Source organism: Virgibacillus salinus, from assembly GCF_900102415.1.
GTDB lineage: Bacteria > Bacillota > Bacilli > Bacillales > Amphibacillaceae > Lentibacillus > Lentibacillus subterraneus.
Genome location: NZ_FNKD01000001.1, coordinates 622,592 through 642,851 on the forward strand (window position 1 = coordinate 622,592; position 20,260 = coordinate 642,851).

18 protein-coding genes are annotated in these 20,260 nt (G+C 37.7%); 13 read left to right on the top strand and 5 right to left on the bottom strand.

All coding sequences use genetic code 11. The features are described from left to right. Positions 1–231: 231 nt before the first annotated feature. The 13 genes from BLS02_RS03090 to pssE all read left to right on the top strand — a co-directional run bounded on the left by BLS02_RS03090 (position 232) and on the right by pssE (position 14,314). Positions 232–972 carry an ABC transporter ATP-binding protein gene (locus BLS02_RS03090; protein WP_092491494.1) on the top strand — a complete coding sequence of 247 codons (741 nt, stop codon included), beginning with the start codon at positions 232–234 and terminating at the stop codon, positions 970–972. Further along, on the top strand, positions 950–1,966 hold the full coding sequence (locus BLS02_RS03095) for an ABC transporter permease (protein WP_092491495.1): 1,017 nt from the start codon (positions 950–952) through the stop codon (positions 1,964–1,966). The genes BLS02_RS03090 and BLS02_RS03095 overlap by 23 nt, the downstream gene beginning before the upstream one ends. A gap of 19 nt (positions 1,967–1,985) precedes the next feature. Beyond that, positions 1,986–2,627, top strand: a complete 642-nt coding sequence (locus BLS02_RS03100; RefSeq protein ID WP_092491496.1) for a TetR/AcrR family transcriptional regulator — start codon at positions 1,986–1,988, stop codon at positions 2,625–2,627. Positions 2,628–2,791: 164 nt separating this feature from the next. Continuing rightward, positions 2,792–3,115 (top strand): ArsR/SmtB family transcription factor, encoded by a 324-nt coding sequence (locus BLS02_RS03105; protein ID WP_092491497.1) that lies wholly within the window; start codon positions 2,792–2,794, stop codon positions 3,113–3,115. A 168-nt stretch (positions 3,116–3,283) separates the two neighbouring features. Continuing rightward, positions 3,284–4,144, top strand: a complete 861-nt coding sequence (locus BLS02_RS03110; protein ID WP_092491498.1) for a permease — start codon at positions 3,284–3,286, stop codon at positions 4,142–4,144. A gap of 291 nt (positions 4,145–4,435) precedes the next feature. Next, positions 4,436–5,512 (top strand): glycosyltransferase family 4 protein, encoded by a 1,077-nt coding sequence (locus BLS02_RS03115; RefSeq protein WP_092491499.1) that lies wholly within the window; start codon positions 4,436–4,438, stop codon positions 5,510–5,512. Positions 5,513–5,593: 81 nt separating this feature from the next. After that, positions 5,594–6,487: a UTP--glucose-1-phosphate uridylyltransferase GalU gene (gene galU, locus BLS02_RS03120; RefSeq protein ID WP_092491500.1), complete on the top strand. Its 894-nt coding sequence runs from the start codon at positions 5,594–5,596 to the stop codon at positions 6,485–6,487. Positions 6,488–6,927: 440 nt separating this feature from the next. After that, on the top strand, positions 6,928–8,388 hold the full coding sequence (locus tag BLS02_RS03125; protein WP_092491501.1) for an APC family permease: 1,461 nt from the start codon (positions 6,928–6,930) through the stop codon (positions 8,386–8,388). A 1,077-nt stretch (positions 8,389–9,465) separates the two neighbouring features. Then, a complete protein-coding gene (locus tag BLS02_RS03130) occupies positions 9,466–10,782 on the top strand; it encodes a UDP-glucose dehydrogenase family protein (protein ID WP_092491502.1) in 1,317 nt (438 codons plus the stop codon). Positions 10,783–10,912: 130 nt separating this feature from the next. After that, the gene (locus BLS02_RS03135; RefSeq protein WP_092491503.1) at positions 10,913–12,238 is read left to right on the top strand and encodes an O-antigen ligase family protein; all 1,326 of its coding nucleotides are present in this window, start codon (positions 10,913–10,915) and stop codon (positions 12,236–12,238) included. 15 nt (positions 12,239–12,253) lie between these two features. Next, the gene (locus BLS02_RS03140) at positions 12,254–13,354 is read left to right on the top strand and encodes a glycosyltransferase (protein WP_254788709.1); all 1,101 of its coding nucleotides are present in this window, start codon (positions 12,254–12,256) and stop codon (positions 13,352–13,354) included. Between the two features lie 13 nt (positions 13,355–13,367). After that, a complete protein-coding gene (pssD, locus tag BLS02_RS03145; protein WP_254788710.1) occupies positions 13,368–13,838 on the top strand; it encodes a PssD/Cps14F family polysaccharide biosynthesis glycosyltransferase in 471 nt (156 codons plus the stop codon). Further along, positions 13,835–14,314, top strand: a complete 480-nt coding sequence (pssE, locus tag BLS02_RS03150) for a PssE/Cps14G family polysaccharide biosynthesis glycosyltransferase (protein WP_092491505.1) — start codon at positions 13,835–13,837, stop codon at positions 14,312–14,314. Before pssD ends, pssE begins: the two co-directional genes overlap by 4 nt. A gap of 4 nt (positions 14,315–14,318) precedes the next feature. Here the strand turns inward: pssE and BLS02_RS03155 are convergent, their stop codons facing one another. The 5 genes from BLS02_RS03155 to BLS02_RS03175 form a co-directional block, all read right to left on the bottom strand. After that, the gene (locus BLS02_RS03155; RefSeq protein WP_092491506.1) at positions 14,319–15,473 is read right to left on the bottom strand and encodes a CDP-glycerol glycerophosphotransferase family protein; all 1,155 of its coding nucleotides are present in this window, start codon (positions 15,471–15,473) and stop codon (positions 14,319–14,321) included. Continuing rightward, positions 15,466–15,858: a glycerol-3-phosphate cytidylyltransferase gene (tagD, locus tag BLS02_RS03160; protein WP_092491507.1), complete on the bottom strand. Its 393-nt coding sequence runs from the start codon at positions 15,856–15,858 to the stop codon at positions 15,466–15,468. The genes BLS02_RS03155 and tagD (BLS02_RS03160) overlap by 8 nt, the downstream gene beginning before the upstream one ends. 110 nt (positions 15,859–15,968) lie before the next feature. Then, the gene (locus BLS02_RS03165) at positions 15,969–17,153 is read right to left on the bottom strand and encodes a CDP-glycerol glycerophosphotransferase family protein (protein ID WP_139180756.1); all 1,185 of its coding nucleotides are present in this window, start codon (positions 17,151–17,153) and stop codon (positions 15,969–15,971) included. Then, positions 17,146–17,544: a glycerol-3-phosphate cytidylyltransferase gene (tagD, locus tag BLS02_RS03170; RefSeq protein WP_092491508.1), complete on the bottom strand. Its 399-nt coding sequence runs from the start codon at positions 17,542–17,544 to the stop codon at positions 17,146–17,148. The genes BLS02_RS03165 and tagD (BLS02_RS03170) overlap by 8 nt, the downstream gene beginning before the upstream one ends. 195 nt (positions 17,545–17,739) lie before the next feature. After that, positions 17,740–20,088 carry an SH3 domain-containing protein gene (locus tag BLS02_RS03175; RefSeq protein WP_092491509.1) on the bottom strand — a complete coding sequence of 783 codons (2,349 nt, stop codon included), beginning with the start codon at positions 20,086–20,088 and terminating at the stop codon, positions 17,740–17,742. Positions 20,089–20,260: the final 172 nt, after the last annotated feature.

The window sequence follows — 20,260 nt, forward strand, 5'->3', positions numbered from 1 at the left end:
ATAAAATATGTCCAATAATATTTATGCGAAAAGAAGCCAGTTCATGCTAGTGAAAAATTCGTGCGGTGCCTGTCATTTCCCGGTTTATGTCGAATAATATTTCGCGTCACATCCTTTACAACTCAACATAAATAGCTTATTATAAAAAGTGAGTAATCACTCACACCACTCGCACCATTCACACCACTCACACCACTCACACCACTCACGTAAACAAAAGGAGGTTCCACCATGTCCGCCTTTATCGAAATGAACAATATCGCTCACAGCTACAATAAGGAATCCGTTTTGAAAGAAGTCGACCTATCCATTCCAGAAGGGCAGCTCTTTGGACTGCTTGGTCCATCAGGTTCAGGAAAAACAACGCTCGTCAAAATCATGATCGGCCTGCTAACTCCCACGAATGGAATAATCCACATCGATAATCAGCAAATGCCGTCCTTCAAACAAATGCAGGAAATCGGCTACATGGCCCAGTCAGACGCTTTATACAGTGAGTTGACAGCCCGGGAAAACCTGTATTTTTTCGCTAGTATATATAAGATCCCTAAAAAGCAGCAGAAAGAACGTGTCACAGAAGCTGCAAAAATCGTTGACCTACAGGATCATCTTGATAAGACTCTGGAAAAATACTCTGGTGGCATGAAGCGGCGCATGTCATTAGCTGTAGCACTCCTGCACCAGCCAAACCTGCTGATTCTGGATGAGCCGACTGTCGGCATTGACCCGGTTCTTCGCGCGTCCATCTGGGAGGAGCTACGAAACATGCAAAAGCAGGGCACGACAATCATCATCACTACACACGTAATGGACGAAGCGGAAAAATGTGATAATCTCGCACTGCTAAGGGATGGCTATGTTATCGCCCAGGGAAGTTCCCAGCAATTAAAATCAAAAAGCAACACCGATACCCTGGAAGAGGCCTTCTTACAGTATGGAGGTGCCGCACATGCGCATTCAAGCAATCATTAAGCGAATCATCCACCAGTTTCTCCGCGATAAACGCAGCATCGCCATGATGATGGTCGCACCACTATTGGTCATGACATTGCTATGGCTTGTGCTTGATATGGAGGAATACGTACCGACAATCGCAGTTACAGATGTCCCAACACAGATGCAGAATGCCCTCGAACAGCAGGATGCAACAATTCTGGAGGCAGACGAACCCCAGGCCAAAACCGCACTTCAAAATGAACATGCCGATGCCCATCTCTTTTTTGAAAAAAATCAGGCACAACTGACAATGGAAGGAAGTAACCCCTCAGCAACATCTGCCGTCCAGCGTGTCATCAGTAATGCGGTAAAACAAATAAATCCAAACGCGCCCGAATTGGAAATTAACTTTCTCCATGGCACATCTGACCTGAATTTATTTGATCAAACAGGCTCTGTCTTGATCGGGTTCTTCGTCTTCTTTTTCGTATTTATTATTGGAGGCGTTTCATTCCTGCGCGAACGGACGCAGGGAACACTCGAACGATTACTGGCAACCCCATTAAAACGCTGGGAAATTGTCATTGGCTATCTGCTCGGGTTTGGCATATTTATTATCATTCAATCGATTATCGTTACAGCATTCTCCATTTATGTACTTGGTATTTACATGGCCGGATCGTTCATAGCAGTACTGTTTATCACGTTTCTGCTAGCTATCACGGCATTAAGCCTTGGCACTTTACTGTCAGCTTATGCCAAAAATGAATTTCAAATGATGCAGTTTATCCCGATTATCATCATTCCACAGGTATTCTTTTCCGGTGTTTTTCCGACTGAATCCGTTGAATGGATTAATACCATTGGAAAAGTAATGCCATTAACGTATGGAGCAGATGCATTAAAGGAAATCATGATTAAAGGGCAGGAGTTAGCGACCGTTACCGGTGACATAAGTGTATTGATAGGATTCTCAGCAGTATTTATTATCCTTAATATTTTCGCACTCAAACGCCATCGAACACTATAATCCCAGGAGGAAACCACTCATGTCAGATATGATGGAAACATTACGAAATGAAGAAAAGATGACCCCAAAACAGATCGAAATCGTCAAAGCTGCCATCGAACTATTTTCTGAAAAAGGCTACTACAACACATCAACAAGTGAAATCGCCAATAGGGCAGGAGTGGCTGAAGGAACAATTTTTCGCCACTATCGCACAAAAAAAGACCTGCTCGTTGCGATTGTTACACCTGTAATAACGAATTTCTCAGCACCCGTTTTTGCAAAGAAATTCGTCAGCCAGGTCTTCCAAAATGACTATGAACACTTTGAGGACCTGCTCTATGCCTTTATAAAAAATCGCTTTGAGTTCGCACAGTCCAATCTTCCGTTGATAAAAATTCTACTGCAGGAATTAGCATTTCACCCGGAGATTCAAACCGCCTATAAAAAAGAATTTGGCGAAAAAGTCATCCCAGCGTTTAATCAGGCGCTCGACTTCTATAAAGAAAAAGGAGAACTGCGGGACCTGCCAAATGAGACAATGATCCGCATGATGGTCACAACAATCCTGGGATTCATGATAACAAGATTCATCGTTCAATCAGACAAGGATTGGGACGACGAAACAGAAATAAACCAGACGATTGCATATATAATGGGAGGGGTGGGAAAGAAAGGGTGATGAGCCAGTCCCCACGCCATCCATTCATCGGGAAGTGACAGGTACGACCCGAATTTTGTCGAGCAATTAATCAATTTTTTTTGTTTTAATGGTTGCTTTTTCCGCTAAATGGTATATAATAACATTAAATCAAAAATATTTGATATAAAGAGAGGCGACTCCTAATGAAAGAGTTAAATGTACTTAACAATCCAAGCGAGGAAGCATTCACAACATATGCGTCAAAATTTAAAGCACTTTCAGATACGAAACGACTTCAGATTATGAATCTCCTATGCCATAATGGCTCAACATGCGTTTGTGACCTTGTGGACATGGTCGGAATGCCACAATCAAAACTGTCATACCATCTCAAAATTTTACTGGATGCAAATCTGATTAAAAAAGAAACAAAAGGTACATGGGGCTACTATGAACTGAACAATTCCGGAGTAAAAAGCCTGCTCTCAGACGAACTTTGCTGTGTATTCGTTCCATCCTGCTGCTAATTTTTTGGCAGGTAAGTAAGAATAAATCCTTTCTTACTGCATAAGTGCAACTAAGGCATTCGCCATTAAGGCTTGGCGAATGGCAGGTTTTCTAAAACTATATATCAACTTTTTTTGATATATTCAATTAATCAAAAAAAGTTGATTAATATAAAGGAGAGATTCAATATGGAAACATTAAAAAACTTTCTCATGATTGCGCTTGAATTAACTGTACTATTCTTTGTCATCTCATTTATCCTAAGCGCACTTCAATCCTACATACCTTATAAAAAAATCGAACATTATCTATCCAAAAGCAATCAGCTTATTGGTATCTTAGCGGCATTATTGTTCGCTTTTATTACACCATTTTGTTCATGCTCAACAATTCCGGTTGTCGTAAACATGCTGCGAAAAAATATGCCATTCAAAATTGTCGTGATTTTTCTATTTGCATCACCGGTACTAGACCCAACCATTCTTACATTAATGGGTGTCATTCTCGGATGGAAAGTTGCCTTGATTTACACCGTCGTGACTGCCATCGCCTCAGTAATTATCGGCCTCACGTTAAGCAAGCTGAAATTCGAGCGTTATGTAAAAAACGTGGTGATGACAGGTTATGAGGAAGAAGCCAAACAATTCAACTGGAGAGGAGCATGGGACGAAACAATAGCACTCATGAAAAGCGTTTACCCATATTTAATCATTGGAGCAGCAATCGGTGCAGTCATCCATGGATTAGTCCCAACTGAATGGATAGCCCAATGGCTTGGAAAAGAAACATGGTGGATCGTGCCAATTGCGGCAGTGATCGGAATACCTTTGTACATCCGATTATCAAGTATGATACCTATTTCCCATGTATTCATCATGAAAGGAATGGCACTTGGACCTGTAATGGCAATGATGATCAGCTCAGCTGGTGCAAGCTTGCCGGAACTAATATTACTGAAATCCATTTTCAAAAAACAGCTTGTGATCGCATTTGTCGCCTCAGTCATTTCAATGGCTACCGTATCAGGATTTATCTTCTACTTGGTTTAATGAAGGGAGGTGAGCCCAAGTGAAGAAGCTTATCGAAAAAATCTTTTCAAAGAATAACGAGGACAACGATTGCTGTGACGTGAAAATCAGCGAGGTTAAAGAGGAATCTTGTTGTTCGAAGTAGATGGGAGGAGGACTTTCAATAAATCAGAAAGTCCTCTTAGTTTATGTAAAAAGGTGAACAGCGACTTCCAACCTAACTATAATTTGCTTATCACTACACCTATTCGATATAATTTAAATCAATTACGCATCAAGGTCCAACATCAAGCAAATTTTAGGAGAAGTTCTATGATAAATTATACCGACTTGGCGATAGCCTTTTTTATTGCGCTTATCGCAACATTCCTATTAACCTACCCTGTTAAAAAACTCGCAATAAAAATAGGTGTCGTTGATCTGCCAAACCATCGCAAAATACATACAAAAGTAACGCCGAGATTAGGTGGTCTAGCCATCTTCCTTGGGGTGTTTTTAGGCGCGCTTTATTTACAGCCGCAACATGAACACCTGCCCGAAATCATCCTTGGAGCTGTAGTGATTCTAATAACCGGTGCCCTCGATGATCGTTACAATATTCGCCCTGTTATTAAACTCGGTGGTCAGTTAATAGCAGCATCTTTCCTCCTTTCATCAGGGTTAATCATCGACAAAATCACACTGCCAATTATCGGGATGATCGATCTCGGATTTGTGAGCGTTCTTGTTACTGTACTTTGGGTTGTCGGCATAACAAATGCAATCAATCTCATTGACGGTCTGGACGGGCTCGCCACAGGGGTCACGACAATTGCGTTAACAAGTATGTTCATTATGGCGCTGATTGATGTACAAATCATGGCCGCATACCTATGCATTGTCCTGATAGGTGCTAATTTGGGCTTCTTATATCATAACTTTTACCCTGCGAAAATTTATATGGGCGATACCGGCTCAAATTTTCTCGGCTATGCGATTGCCGTCGTATCCATGCTAGGTTTGTTTAAAAATATCGCATTGTTCAGCTTTATTATTCCAATTATCGTTCTAGCTGTACCGATTTTCGACACACTTTTTGCCATTGTCCGCCGCGCTTACAATAAGGAAAATATCTTGATGCCGGACAATAAGCATATTCATTACCAACTGCTTGCGTCTGGATTCAGCCATCGAAAAACAGTTCTTATCATCTATGCATTTAGTACACTTTTCGGAGCAATGGCAATTCTATTCTCCAATGCAACATTAACAACATCGCTCATCATCACTTTTATAGTGCTCGCGTTGTTGCACATTATTGCCGAACTTAGTGGTTTGGTCATGGGTGGAAAAAAGCCGATTATCGATACACTGAAGAGAGTGTTTAAAATACGGGAAAAAGGCCAATGAAATAAGAGGAAAGTAAAAATTAAATAGTATTCCAGGGATTAAAACACATTTTAATTTAATAATGTTTTGAGGAGGTTCTATATGAAAAGTATTAAGAAAGCAATAATACCTGCTGCCGGACTGGGGACAAGATTCCTACCCGCTACAAAAGCAATGCCTAAGGAAATGCTGCCTATCGTTGATAAGCCCACGATAGAATATATCGTTGATGAAGCAATAGATTCAGGAATCGAGGATATTATCATAGTTACAGGAAAAGGAAAGCGAGCTATCGAGGATCATTTCGACAGTGCTTTCGAATTAGAAGAGAACTTGATGAAGAAGGAAAAATTTGAGTTGCTTGAGAAAATCAGGAAGTCTGCAAATGTTGATATCCATTACATAAGACAAAAGGAACCAAAAGGGCTGGGACATGCTATTTGGTGTGCCAGAAAATTTATCGGCAATGATCCTTTTGCAGTTTTACTTGGTGACGATATTATTCATAGTGAGAACCCTGGTTTACATCAACTTATAAATGAATATGAGCTGAAGAAATCCTCCGTAATCGGGGTGAAAAACGTTCCAGTAGAAGACACACATCGATACGGCATAATTGATCCGTTGAAGAAGCTAGGTAACTCCCATCAGGTAAAAAGTTTCGTCGAGAAACCTAAGCAAGGAACAGCTCCATCCAACATGGCGATTATTGGAAGATATATATTAACACCAGAGATTTTTGATTTTCTGGAAAAACAACATGTTGGTGCCGGTGGAGAAATTCAATTAACAGATGCGATACAAGAATTGAATAAAATTCAACGCGTTTTTGCTTTGGAGATTGAAGGAGCACGTTATGACGTTGGTGAACAATTAGGATTTATCCAAACTACGATAGAAATGGCACTAACCCGAGATGATTTAAGAGAACCGTTAATGAACTATTTGAATGAATTAAATACGACTTTAAGTGGACAAAAAACTAACCTAAAATAACTGTAATAATCCACACAAGAGTGGAGTTCTGACACAGCGTAGCAGCTGTGTTTCTTTGTGTGGGACAACATTTCAATTGTTCAAGAAAATATCCTCTTCACGCCTACAGTCTTTATTGTGGCACATTTGCTGTATATCGGGATACAACAACTTAAAACTGGAAACAGTATAAAAAGGAGCATATCGCTGGAAACCTATTCGACAAATAACGGGAAGTGACAGGCACCACATCCAGCGGAAGGCACCACATCCCCGGCCGGAAAATATCCCAAATCCCCCCATATAATCCCAAAATTCCTTACCACAGAATATAAGGGGCATATAACGCCAAAATAATTTCCCATACCTCGCATATGCTAGTACTAGAAATATTGCGAAAATAGTCGAATTTTGGTATAACGGGGTAGTATCAAAAAAAAGAGGTTAAAAGGAGACGAAGCATGGAAGAACGACAGACGCTAAAAAAATCACTAAAGCCACATTGGGTATGGGCGATTGCCCTAGGCTCATCAATTGGTTGGGGTGCTTTCGTACAGCCAACGAACTGGATGTCCCAGGCTGGTCCATTAGGAGTAATTGCAGGTTTCGGTATTGGCGCATTACTAATGATGTTGATCGCTGTGAGCTATGGATTTTTAATAAAAAGTTTCCCAGTATCAGGAGGGGAATTTGCCTATGCATTTATTAGTTTAGGTCGTACACACGCATTTATAAGCGGATGGTTTTTAACGCTTGGGTATATTTGTATCGTTGCATTGAACGCCTCAGCTTTTGCATTAATGTTTAAATATGTTTTTCCTGCATTAATTGAGAACCTGCATCTTTACCAAATAGCTGGGTGGGATGTTTATGGAATGGAAATCATTATTGCATCAGCAGCATTAGGATTGTTTGGCTTTTTAAATATACGAGGAACTGGCTTAACAGGCCGCATGCAATTTATCTTTTGTACTATTATGATCTTAGGTGTCCTCGCCATAACATTTTTAGTTGGCGGACAGCCGGGTGCAGGCTTATCGAATATATCACCAGCATTCCCAACAGGAACAACAGCATTTGCTGCAATTATTTCAATCGTAGCAATTGCGCCATGGGCTTACGTTGGCTTTGATAACATACCCCAGGCAGCAGAAGAATTTCGTTTTTCATCTAAAAAAGCATTCACATTAATTATTCTGGCGATATTATTCGCGGCTGTATTATATAGCTTGATGATTATTGCAACTGCTATGACACAGCCTTGGCAAGGACTTGTTGCTGAAGGTCAGCAATGGGGAACAGGAGCAGCTATTCAGGATACGGTAGGCACGATGGGACTCGTAATTCTGGTTGTCGCACTTACAATGGGTGTTTTCACAGGTTTAAATGGTTTTATTATCTCATCAAGCCGTTTACTATTCGCTATGTCACGTGCGAAAATAATCCCTGAAGCATTTTCAAGGCTTCATCCTAAATATAAAACACCGTATGTTGGTATCATTTTCACGGTAATTGTATCTATGTTTGCACCATGGTTTGGGCGTGAGGCTCTTATCTGGGTAGTAGACATGTCATCAATTGGTGTAACAATTGCATATTTCTATACATGTTTTACAGCATTTTCACTTTTTAAATGGTCAAAAGACAAAGACTTTAATCATAAGAAACATGTTGTAGCACCAATGAAAAAGACAATTGCAGGAGTAGGAATGTTAGCCAGCCTGACGTTCTTGAGCTTATTGCTTATCCCAGCTTCACCAGCATTCCTGGGAATTGAATCCAGAATCGCACTGATCTCATGGATCATATTAGGCGTAATATTCTATCTAGCCAAGCGAACTGAATTCAATAAAATTCCAAAAGAGGAACTGAACTACCTAATATTAGGTAATAAGAAAATAGAAGCGAAGAACAGAGAGTGAACAAAAGCGTAAGCGCCTGTTCAGCGCCGTATGGACTGTGCCCGTGCATCGCGGGTGGGTCGACGTTGCCGCGCAAAGCGGCGGTCTTAGTCGATCTTCCTTTTCCCTGAGATAAAGGATACACGAAGAGCGTAAGCTGCCCCACAGGACGTGGGGTAGTTCGACGTTGCCACAGGATGTGGTGGTTTTAGTCGAACATCCTTTATTTCTTATCGTAGACACGGGGAGGAAAGTCCACTAGGCGCTAGGCGCTGGCCGGTGAGAACGCCACGTCCTGTGCCGTCACCGGCACTAGTACGTCCTGTACGTCGGAGCTGGACGTGGCTGATTCGGGAGTCCAGTTATTCACAGAACTTAAATTTTATAGTTTCCTAGACAAAAATAAAGGCCCCGGAGTGGATTGGATTGGATATCTGCTCCGGGGTTATCTACTGTACAGGCACAATTGTTAACCCATTATTACTATTATTAACGTTAAAAACTCCCTCCAAATTATTGGAGTCTACATAGGTTGAGAAGAATGTTTTAAAATTCCCATCCGTATCCAAAACGATGATATAATCGCATTTTTTCATCTCATTGCCAAATCGGCTTCTCAATGGAATGTTATCCTCGGAAAAATCCCTCACGCCTAAGATCAGACTGTTAGGGTGCTGGTTTAATTTCATTGCAACTTTTTTGATATCTTCTACAGAATACTGCCCATCAGCGTCTACATTTACTATCCCTATCGATTCGTTATGATTATTTAAAAAGTGATTAATGGCTGTTTTTAATTCTCTGCCCTTACCCAGGGTTTACTGCATGTTTAAGAATAGTACATTTTTCTGATTTAGCTAATTGAGCAATTTTTCGTCTGGATTAAAGGCAGGAATTATTATAGTGACGTTGCTGATAGCCTTCATAGTTATTCTGTAATCCTCCATATGCATTAAACTTAAAAGTATTAACACATACATCATTGCCATAGCTTTGAACCTGTATTGACCTTCTAATAAAGTATAAAAATTACTAAAACAGCTTTTCGATACATAAGTATTAGTTAGAAGTTTAATCAAAAAAAGGAGGCATGCCATAGTGAATATTGCTGTAATCGGTATCGGTTATGTAGGTCTTGTCACAGGTGTTTGTTTATCTGAAATCGGCAACAATGTTACATGTATTGATATTGATGAGGAGAAAGTGAAGACATTAAGGAGCGGCAAGTCTCCCATTTATGAAGAAGGTTTAGAGGAACTATTACAGACAAATATTCAGAGAGAAAGATTGCACTTCACTTCCAATTATGAAGAAGGTCTAGCTGCTAAAGAGGTAATCTTTTTAGCCGTTGGAACACCTCAGGGGGCAGATGGTTCGGCAGATTTAACATTCTTAAATACAGTTTGTAGCGATATAGTGAAATACCTACATAACGATGTTGTAATAGTAACCAAAAGTACCGTCCCTATAGGTACGAATGAACATATTAAAACGAGTATTGAACAAAATGCAATAACTAACCTTACCGTTAAAGTCGTCTCCAATCCTGAATTTTTGCGTCAGGGAACAGCTGTACACGATACGTTTAACGGTGACCGTATCGTGATAGGTTGTGAAGATGAAGAAGCGATGGACATTATGGAGGAAATCTATAAACCATATAATATCCCAATTGTAAAAACAGACCTTAGAAGTGCCGAAATGATTAAGTATGCATCGAATACCTTTCTGGCAACCAAAATCAGCTTTATAAATGAGATAGCCAACCTATGTGAGCATGTTGGTGCAAACGTGGACGATGTAGCAAACGGAATTGGAATGGATGGTCGTATCGGTGGACGATTTTTGAAAGCGGGTATTGGATATGGAGGTTCATGTTTTCCAAAAGATACAAATGCCATAATTGCCTTAGGAAACCGCGTGGACTATCCCATGTTTATTCTAGAAAGTGTTCAATATGTTAATGAAAAACAAACAGATATATTGGTCGATAAAATTATTAAACGATTTAGCGGCAATATCGAGGATATAACAATTGCATTACTGGGGTTGGCTTTCAAGGCAAATACAGATGATATGAGGGGCGCGCCATCTGTACAGGTAGCACATAGAATAATAGATGCTGGTGCTAAAATTAATGCCTATGATCCAGTAGCCGTTGAAAATGCCAAGAGCGTTCTGCCGAAAGAAGTAAATTATGTGAAGACAATCGAAGAAGTTTTGAACCATGCAAACTGTGCAGTAATTCTAACCGACTGGAAAGAAATAAAGGAATATCCGATTAGCCTTTTTAGACAATACTTATCATACCCGATTGTTTTTGACGGAAGAAACTGCTTTTCATTAGAAAAATTTAATGGAAGTGGTATCGAATACCACTCCGTTGGTCGACCATCAATAAATAGACAAAACTAAAGGTGCCTCGTTGGGCATCTTTTCTTTTGTTTAAAACTAGATAGAATGTCAAATAATAGTAAAGACAATTTATGTAACAAAATAGCGTTTACTCCTGTACGGGGGTTTATATTGAAAGGGGAACCCCCTTATGAATTTAGATTTGCAAAAGCATAGGAACAGTGTGGAAATTTTATTTATCTACTTTATTCTCTTACAGCCAGCCTTAGATGTGTTAGCTTATTTCAATATTCCTATCTCAATTATCTTGAGAGTTGTAGCTATGGGAATGGGATTTATATACATATTGATACTTCCAGATAACAAAGAGAGAAAGATAGGCCTTATATATATCATTATGCTTGGTCTTTTTATGGTAATTCATTTTACCAATAATTTAATGGTCAAAAATCAGTTTATGATGTCTCTTGAAATAACGTATATAATAAAATCCGTTTTCTTTGTTGAATTACTTATTGTCTATGTATTTGTAATTCGTTCATTTTCTTTAAAGAAAAACTGGCAAAGGATTATACAGCTCTGTATTTTTATCAATATGGTAAGTATTGCTGCAGTAATGCTGTTGGCAGGACTTTCGGATACAGCAAAAAGAAGCTATGGAGCACTAGCTAAGGAAGGTCATTCTGGATGGTTTTTTTCAGGAAATGAGCTGAGCGTCATTTTAGGAATGGGATTTAGTATGATGGTTTTATACATGATTAATCAAAAATCCCGACTAAAGAAGGCAAGGTTATTGCCATTTATCGGCCTGGTTATTTGGGCGATGCTAACAGTTGGTACTAAAGTTAGTTTTGGGTCAATAATAATTGTACTAAGTATTTCTATCTTAGTACTCATTCCTAAGATTGTACGAAATAGGAAAGATTGGTTTAACGTAATCACGCTTTCAGCATTACTAGCAGCGACAATTTTAATAACGCCAAGTACCTCAATTGGCAACAATCTAAGTTTCTCCTTTGGTATAGATTTTACTAATCAGGAAAATAGACCTTTTAATATGGAGGAGGACCATGGAAATGAAGGACAACTTCATCAGAATTTGTTAAGTGGCAGAAGTGATTTTTTAAACAATATTAAGGAGCAATACAGGGAAGCTCCCTTATCACAGAGGCTATTTGGTATGGGGGTTGGTGGCAATTATGTCGTGTCACCCAAGTTAATCGAAATGGACTTTTTAGACTGGTATTATAACTTTGGTTTACTAGGTTTTGTACTGTTAATGCTGCCATTTATTTATTTTGGATATCATATCCTAATTAATATTTTCAACTATCACCTGAAGAAAATCAATTTAGCCATTGTGCTTGTAGGATTATCTGTCAGTTTAGGTCTGGGCAGCTCTATGATAGCAGGTCATGTTCTTTCATCACCAGCTTCAAGTATATACTTAGGCATATTTATCGCTTACCTATTTGCATTAACGAAACAACAACAATCATCATACATCAAAAAATAAAAGGATATGTATAAGATGACTAAAAAATTGGAGAGAATATTAGTAATAAGTACGATGTATCCGAGTAAAGCGAATCCTACCTTTGGAATCTTTGTTAAAAATCAGGTGGAAGAACTTAAGAAACGAGGAATCCAAGTAGATGTTGCTGCAATCAAGGAACCACGTATGGGGAAACTATTTGTATTAAAAAAATACTTCGTATGGACTATACGCATCATCTATATCTTACTTACGAGAGGTAGAAGCTATGACATCATACACGCCCACTACGTTTTTCCAAGCGGCTGGCTAGCCCTATTATTTCTAAAAACTTTCGGTACCAGGGTAATCGTTACTGCACATGGCGGAGACTTGGACAAGATGTCGAGAATAGGGCCTTTCTTTTTCAGACAAACAGAACAGGTATTACATGAAGCAGATCATGTTATCGCTGTTGGAGAAAAGCTAAAAACTGACATGGTGACAGCCTTTAAGGTAAAGGAAGAGAAAATTACCCTTCTAAACATGGGTGTCAATAGACAGGTTTTTACACCAATGGACAAGGAGCAAGCTAAGCATTTATTAGATATATCCTCTTCATCCAAATCTATTTTATTTGTAGGCAATATTATTGCAGCTAAAGGAATAACAGAACTTGTAGACGCATACAGCGACTTGAAAGATGAGCATCCTAATCTGGAACTCCATTTAATCGGGGCCCAGAAAGAGCCAGCATATGTGAGATGGCTTAAAGATAAAATCTCAAACGAGAATACACAGGATATCAAAATCCATCCACCTAAGAAGCAAAAAGATTTAGCAAGATGGCAATCAGCGGTCGATGTTTTCGTAATCCCATCACATATGGAAGGTTTTGGCCTTGTTGCATTGGAGGCAATGTCCTGTCATACGCCAGTAGTTGGAACGAATGTTGGTGGATTGCGTTATTTACTAGCCAACAATGCCGGGGTTTTGGTAGAGCCAAAAAACAAAGAATCATTAAGGATAGGGATTGAATCTATACTAACGAATGATAATTTTCGCAAAGAGCTTATTGCGAATGGGGAAGAGAAGGCTCATAAGTACGACCAAGAAAAGCAGATTGAACAACTGCTTGAACTATATCACCAAGAATAGGAGCGAAATAAAGTTGAACCCAAAAAAAGTACTTCTTATTTCGTCTGTAGGCGGACATTTAACACAGTTATTACAGCTTGAACCCCTATTTAAAAATTATCAATATCATATTGTTACTGAGAAATGTGCAATAACAATGGATTTAAAAGATAAATACCCAATATCTTTGCTTGTCTATGGTGCCAGAAATTATCTATTTCGGTACATCTTTAAATTTTCATTCAACATGTTCAAAGCATTCTTTATTTTTCTGAATAAACGACCGGATGTAATTATCACGACAGGGGCACACACCGCAGTCCCAATGTGTTATATTGCCAAGCTTTTCCGAAAAAAAGTAATCTTTATTGAAAGCTTTGCAAAAACAACCAGTCCAACATTATCAGGTAGATTGGTATATCCAATAGCGGACTTGTTTATCGTTCAATGGGAAACAATGAAAAAGGTTTATCCAAAAGCAGTAAATGGGGGGTCTATCTATTGATTTTAGTTGTTTTAGGTACCCATGAGTTGCCTTTCACCAGACTATTAAAGGAAGTAGAGCGATTAAAGAGCGAGAATATAATTGAAGACGATATTATCGTCCAGTCTGGTCATACAAAATATAATAGTAATAAATTAACCATCAAACAATTTGTCAGTTATAAAGAAATGGACCTATTATGTGAACAGGCTCGTCTCATTATCACGCATGCAGGTACAGGATCAATTACTGCAGGTCTAAAAAAAGGGAAAAGTGTAATTGCCTGCGCCCGCTTGAAAAAATATGGAGAACATAATGATGATCATCAGTTACAGATTGTATCTGCCTTGGTTAACCAAGGACATATTTTAAGCTGGGAAGATGGTACAATGCTGGAGGAGGTTATTCAAAAAGCCGAGACATTTCAACCAAAGCCTTTTCGGTCTGGCAGGGAACAGATTTATCAATTGATCGAGGATTTCATCAATGAAGTATAATCAGCTACTCCTTATATAAAGCTTTAATCAAACGCTCACTCGATTTACCTCTCGAATACTGATTCCATTCATCGGCAAATGCCCGAACCCTTTCCATATCAAACTCACCAGCCTTCAATACATCAATCAAAGCGTCCGTATGTTTAACAACAGGTCCTGGAACAAGGTCTTCATAATTCTCCCAAAAACCTTTCTCATGCGCATACTCCTCCAAGTCATATGCAAAAAACACCATCGGCTTACTCAGTAATGAAAATTCAAATGGGATCGATGAGTAATCTGTAATTAAAATATCACTAATTACCAGTAAATGATTTAAATATCGATAGTTGGAAATATCGAAAACAAAATAAGGGTAGTCATTTTGGAGTTTTGACTTTACTTTAGGGTGAAGACTTAGAAACAACACATATTCATTTTTTAGCGCATTGTACAATCTTTCAATATCCAATTTAAGTTCTGATGAATCAAGGTCATTGGCACGATAAGTTGGGGAATATAGGATAACTTTCTTTTCATTTATGATTGGAAATTTACTTAGTAATGATTGTTCTGCCTTATTTATTGCCATCGTATCGAAAAAGAAATCGGTTCTTGGTATCCCAGTACGCAAGATTTGCTTATCCGACAAATCAAAGGCCACACCAAAAATAGCAGCCATCTTTTCCGAACCAGCAACAACGTAATCAAACCGTTTATAAACATTCTTGAATCGTACACAGGCTCTAGGGTGGCGGTTTTCAATAGATCGATCCATCAACCCAAACCGCTTAATCGCCCCATCTGCATGCCATAACTGGATACATTGGGTGTTCGGTCTAAATTTGGTCATAGATAAAAAACCATAATAATTGTCTACAAAAACTATTTTAGAGGTAGCTAAATGATAAATTGATCGAACCCAGTCAATTATATTAAGACTTCCGAACTTCAATATCGTTCTACGCGGGCTATCTTCATAAGTGTTTTTGCATTGAGGTGTCTTAAGAATAACGACTTGGTGATCTGTTTTTTTCTCCAACTCGTTTATCGTATATATAATATTAATGCCAAAAGAGGCAACAAACGTTGTTTTATGCTTTCGGGGAAATAACTTAAATAAATTAAAGAATGTACGCAAAACGTATAGGTATATGGAAATTACTAATTCTCTAACCATTTTTATTCAAATCTGTCTTAATTTGTGTTGATGATATTCCAACAGTTCTAGGTAAATAAACAACTTCGCAATGTTCCTTTAAAAAGTCAAAATCACCTTTCCAGTCATCTCCCATAATAAATACATCGATATTATGCTTTTTCACATCTTCCAGCTTTTGTTCCCATGTATCCTCTGGGATCACTTCATCTACATAACGGACAGCTTCCAGGATCGCTTTACGTTGCTCAAAAGTATAATATGCGGCTTTACCTTTTAACGCATTAAACGAATCAGATGAAATAGCAACAATCAAATAGTCACCATATTCTTTAGCACGACGTAATAAATTTATATGGCCAGTGTGTAGAATATCAAAAGTTCCGTATGTGATTACCTTTTTCATAGTAAAACCTCCACTTTATAATAAGGTTTATAGTAGTAATAGTATGCATTATTAATAAAAAGATAATCATACTAAAAACCCAGAGATACAGTATAACTGTTCTCTGGGTATCAGACTTGGTCTGCAACTTTCGATTGCTCTTCTTCGGTGTAAATAGCTTTAACCAAACTTTCACTTGAATATCCATTTGAATATTGATTCCATTGATTAGCAAAAATGCTAACTCGATTCATATTAAAACTACCACTTTTAATCACATCAATTAAATCTTCTGTAGATTTCACGACAGGCCCAGGAACTAATTCATCATAAGCTTCCCAGAATCCTCTTATCTTAGCGTAGTCTTCCAAATCATATGCATAGAATACCATTGGCTTGTCCAGTAATGAATATTCAAACGGAATAGAGGAGTAATCAGATATTAAAATATCCGAGATCACTAATAAATGATTCATATTATGATAGCTTGATACATTGATAACAAAACCGGGAAATTTATTCTGATATTCTCCATCAATTGCTGGGTGAAGACGCAGAAATAATACATAGTCATCCTTGAACTCACGATACATTTTTTCAATGTTTAAATGTAAATCCGTTGCATTTAAATCATTGTCACGGTATGTCGGTGCATATAAAATAACTTTCTTCCCATTAATAACTGGGAAATCCTGTTTTAATGAATTTTCTGCTTCATTTTTAGCCACAGCATCAAAAAAGAAATCGCTTCTTGGTATTCCTGTGCGTAATATTTGGTCGTTTGATATATTAAAGCTTTTTCGGAAAATAGACGCCATGCGCTCGGAACCAACTACAACATAATCAAATCGGTGATAAACCTTTTGGAAACGCTCGAACGCTCGTGGAGATCGATTTTGAATCGATGGATCCTTTAATCCAAACTGTTTGATTGCACCTGCAGCATGCCAAAGTTGGATACATTGAACATTGGGCTTAAACTCGGTCACTGCTAAAAAACCATAATAATTGTCAGCAATAACCTTTTCCGAGGTTGCCAGATGGTAGATGGACAGAACCCAATTTATAATATTAACACTCTCAAAGTCTAGTACTTTTCTATTAGCTGAACTGTCAAAATTAATCTTGCAATGGGAGGTCTTAAGAATTACTAACTGATCATCAGTCTGTTTTTCAAGCTCATTAACAGTATACAAAATATTATCCCCAAATGAAGCAACAAATGTTGTTTTCTTCTTCTGGGGAAACATTTTTAAAATCTGAAAGAGTGTACGAAAAACAGAAAGGTACACTGTAATTGCCAGTTCTCTAGCCATTGTTCGTATTATTCAAGTCTTTTTTGATTTTAGTAGTTGATATCCCGACTGTTCTTGGTAAATACACAACTTCACAATGCTCTTTTAAGAAGTCGAATTCACCGGTCCAGTCGTCTCCCATTACAAAGACATCAACGTCATGCTTTTGCACATCTTCCACTTTTTGTTCCCAATTGTACTCAGGAATAACTTCGTCTACATATCGAATAGCTTCTAGAATTGCTTTGCGTTGTTCAAAGCTATAATATGCTTTTTTACCTTTTATTTTATTAAAAACATCTGCTGAAATGGCAACAATCAAATAGTCGCCGAATTCCTTTGCACGGCGTAGAATGTTGATGTGCCCAGTGTGAAGTAAATCAAATGTTCCATAAGTGATTACTTTTTTCATTTATAATAGCCTCCATCTAATGATGCTTTATATTCTATAATACTATAGTTTCTTTACGTAAACTTAACAGTGACTTTTCAATTTCTTAATAAATTCATTCTTTATATTATACTATGAAATTACAATAATAGAAACATGAATATAAAAAAACACCATATGCTAAATAATAGCATATGGTGTGTTAAAGTATTAAAGTTATTTAACAACTTTCACAAATTCGTTTGGGTTGGAAGTTGACCCACTACTTACCCAGGCAACTTGGCCATTATAGTAGATTTTATACCATACATAACCATCTGCCTTTTGTTTCACCATTTTATTGTCGTTTAGTACACCTGCAATTAAAGTCCCACTGTCTTCAATTTGACCAATCGGATCATTCGAAGTGTTTGGCTTAGGGCGTACATTTAAGTCTGTAGCTGTAACTTCAAGTAAATTCAGTAGATTTACATAGTCACCGTGAACCCAGCCTGTCTTACCATCATATTTCACATACAACCAAGCTCCATTAAATCCGATAACTTCTATCTTAGAGCCATCCGGAATACTTCCAATTCGATCACCATTTGGCGCATCTCTGAAGTTTAGGTTATCTGATCCGGTATCCGTAATTCCATATAGACCATCTGGATATTTAGTTTCGTATGCATATGGATCACCTGATTCATTAGGCTGATTGTCATACTTAGGAATATCAAATACCAGTACATAGTTTTCTATTAGGTTATATAGATTACTAATGTTACTAGTTTGGGAGACAGCCCATGCAACATCAGTAGCATATTGATGATCCCCAGGTTTATCAGGGTTCCAACGCATCTTATACAATGTGTTTTGTCCGTCATTTATATAGTTTCTCCCTATAAATGCCGCGCCTCCAATAATTGCTTCTTCAGGTGTGAACCAACCTTGTTCAAATGCGTGCTCAGCACCACATTCTACAGCACAATCATCATAAGCACCAATTCCATACATATTGTAAACTGTTTCACCATTATAGGTAACACCCTGCGCTAACTCAGAAGTACCATTACCAGTTTCATGTATTGCGTGTGCCATTAAATATATTTCATTAGTATTATATTCATTTGCTCCATCAATAAAAGCCTGTGCTTGACCTGAAAGTGTGCCTTTGTTATTCAGGATATTCTGGTCAATTTCTTTAGCATCTACACCCGCGGGTTCAGATAAATCAAGAAATTGAAAAAAGCTATTATCATCTTTATGGAAGTTAGAAGAATTTACATAATAAGCTACCTGTTCTTCTGAAGCGTCAACAAAACCACCTGATCTCCAAACTTGAGGTGCTCTTTTCATTTGTGTATCGACTACTTCATAAAAATCACTGTCATAATTTGTCTCATTATATTTATGACCTACCGAAGTATCACCAGTAGCCACATGATTAGTGTGGATATAACCTGTTCTATTTTTTCCGTTCACAGAAACAGTAGCTTTGTACCAATTTGTCGTAAATGGCTCATAGTATAAAACAATATTTTTATCATATGTTTTTAATGATTTAGAACTAGTGGAAGCCTCTCTAAATACAGCAGTTGGCTGTTTTAATGATTTTCCACTCAGTAAACCACTTGTTTCTGCTGCCTTTTCTACATGTGATTTATGAATATATCCATCTCTTGATTTACCGTTCACACTAATAGTAGCTATATACCAATCGCTGGAAAAGTTTCTGTAATATAAGGTGGATCCAATTTTATAAGATTTTAGTTTATTAGAATTTGTAGATGCCTTAGAGTATATAGATGTAGGTTTTTTAAGCGAAACCCCATTTAAAACCGTATTTCCAGCAGATGCATTTTCAACATGTGATCTATGGATGTACCCAGTTCTATGGTTACCATTTACAGATACAGTAGCTTTGTACCAATTAGTTGTGAAAGGTTGATAGTAAAGAATACTACCTTTAGAGTATGATCTTAATGATTTAGAACTTGTTGAAGCTTCATTATAAACAGATGTTGGACTTTTTAATCCTATTCCTTTTAATACTCTATTTGACTTTACTGCTTCTCCAATATGTGATTTATGAATAAACCCTTCTCTTGCTTCTCCATTGACTGAAACGGTAGCTACATACCAGTCGCTTGCAAAGTCTCTGTAATATAAAGTAGATCCAATATTATAGGATTTTAGTTTGCTAGAGTTAGTAGATGCCTTAGAATAAATGGATGTAGGGCTTTTTAAAGAAACCCCATTTAGGACTGATTGACCAACAGAGGCAGTGTCTACATCAGACTTATGGATATAACCATCTTGTGCCTTACCGTTCACAAAGACTGTTGCCATAAACCAATTACCAGAATTTGATTGATAGTATAAAATGGTTCCTTCTGAGTAGTCTTTTAAAACCTTGGCGTCTCTATCTTTACTCTGGTAAACATTTGTTGTATCTTTTAATGCAACACCTCTATGAATCTCTGCTGCACTTACCTTATACTCATTAATAGGTATAATAGTTACCAGCATGCAAATGGCAAAAAGAAAACTAAGTATCAATTTTCGTTGTTGTAAATTAACCAATTATTGATACTCCCTCCTTTATTTAGTTTTAATTTAAAAATCACTATCCCCTCCTTTAGTTAAAATTAGTTACTATATCTTAATAACAAAAAGTAGTTTAGTAGATTAAAGTTATTAAGATAGTAGCAAAGTATATAACATGCTATAGTTACATATTTTAACATGAAACTAC

Coding starts and splice junctions, on each gene's coding strand:
- BLS02_RS03110 (WP_092491498.1), top strand. CDS start 3,284: ATGGAAACATTAAAAAACTTTCTCATGATTGCGCTTGAATTAACTGTA.
- BLS02_RS03100 (WP_092491496.1), top strand. CDS start 1,986: ATGTCAGATATGATGGAAACATTACGAAATGAAGAAAAGATGACCCCA.
- galU (WP_092491500.1), top strand. CDS start 5,594: ATGAAAAGTATTAAGAAAGCAATAATACCTGCTGCCGGACTGGGGACA.
- BLS02_RS03125 (WP_092491501.1), top strand. CDS start 6,928: ATGGAAGAACGACAGACGCTAAAAAAATCACTAAAGCCACATTGGGTA.
- BLS02_RS03095 (WP_092491495.1), top strand. CDS start 950: ATGCGCATTCAAGCAATCATTAAGCGAATCATCCACCAGTTTCTCCGC.
- BLS02_RS03090 (WP_092491494.1), top strand. CDS start 232: ATGTCCGCCTTTATCGAAATGAACAATATCGCTCACAGCTACAATAAG.
- tagD (WP_092491507.1), bottom strand. CDS start 15,858: ATGAAAAAGGTAATCACATACGGAACTTTTGATATTCTACACACTGGC.
- BLS02_RS03105 (WP_092491497.1), top strand. CDS start 2,792: ATGAAAGAGTTAAATGTACTTAACAATCCAAGCGAGGAAGCATTCACA.
- BLS02_RS03135 (WP_092491503.1), top strand. CDS start 10,913: ATGAATTTAGATTTGCAAAAGCATAGGAACAGTGTGGAAATTTTATTT.
- tagD (WP_092491508.1), bottom strand. CDS start 17,544: ATGAAAAAAGTAATCACTTATGGAACATTTGATTTACTTCACACTGGG.
- BLS02_RS03140 (WP_254788709.1), top strand. CDS start 12,254: ATGACTAAAAAATTGGAGAGAATATTAGTAATAAGTACGATGTATCCG.
- BLS02_RS03155 (WP_092491506.1), bottom strand. CDS start 15,473: ATGGTTAGAGAATTAGTAATTTCCATATACCTATACGTTTTGCGTACA.
- BLS02_RS03165 (WP_139180756.1), bottom strand. CDS start 17,153: ATGGCTAGAGAACTGGCAATTACAGTGTACCTTTCTGTTTTTCGTACA.
- BLS02_RS03115 (WP_092491499.1), top strand. CDS start 4,436: ATGATAAATTATACCGACTTGGCGATAGCCTTTTTTATTGCGCTTATC.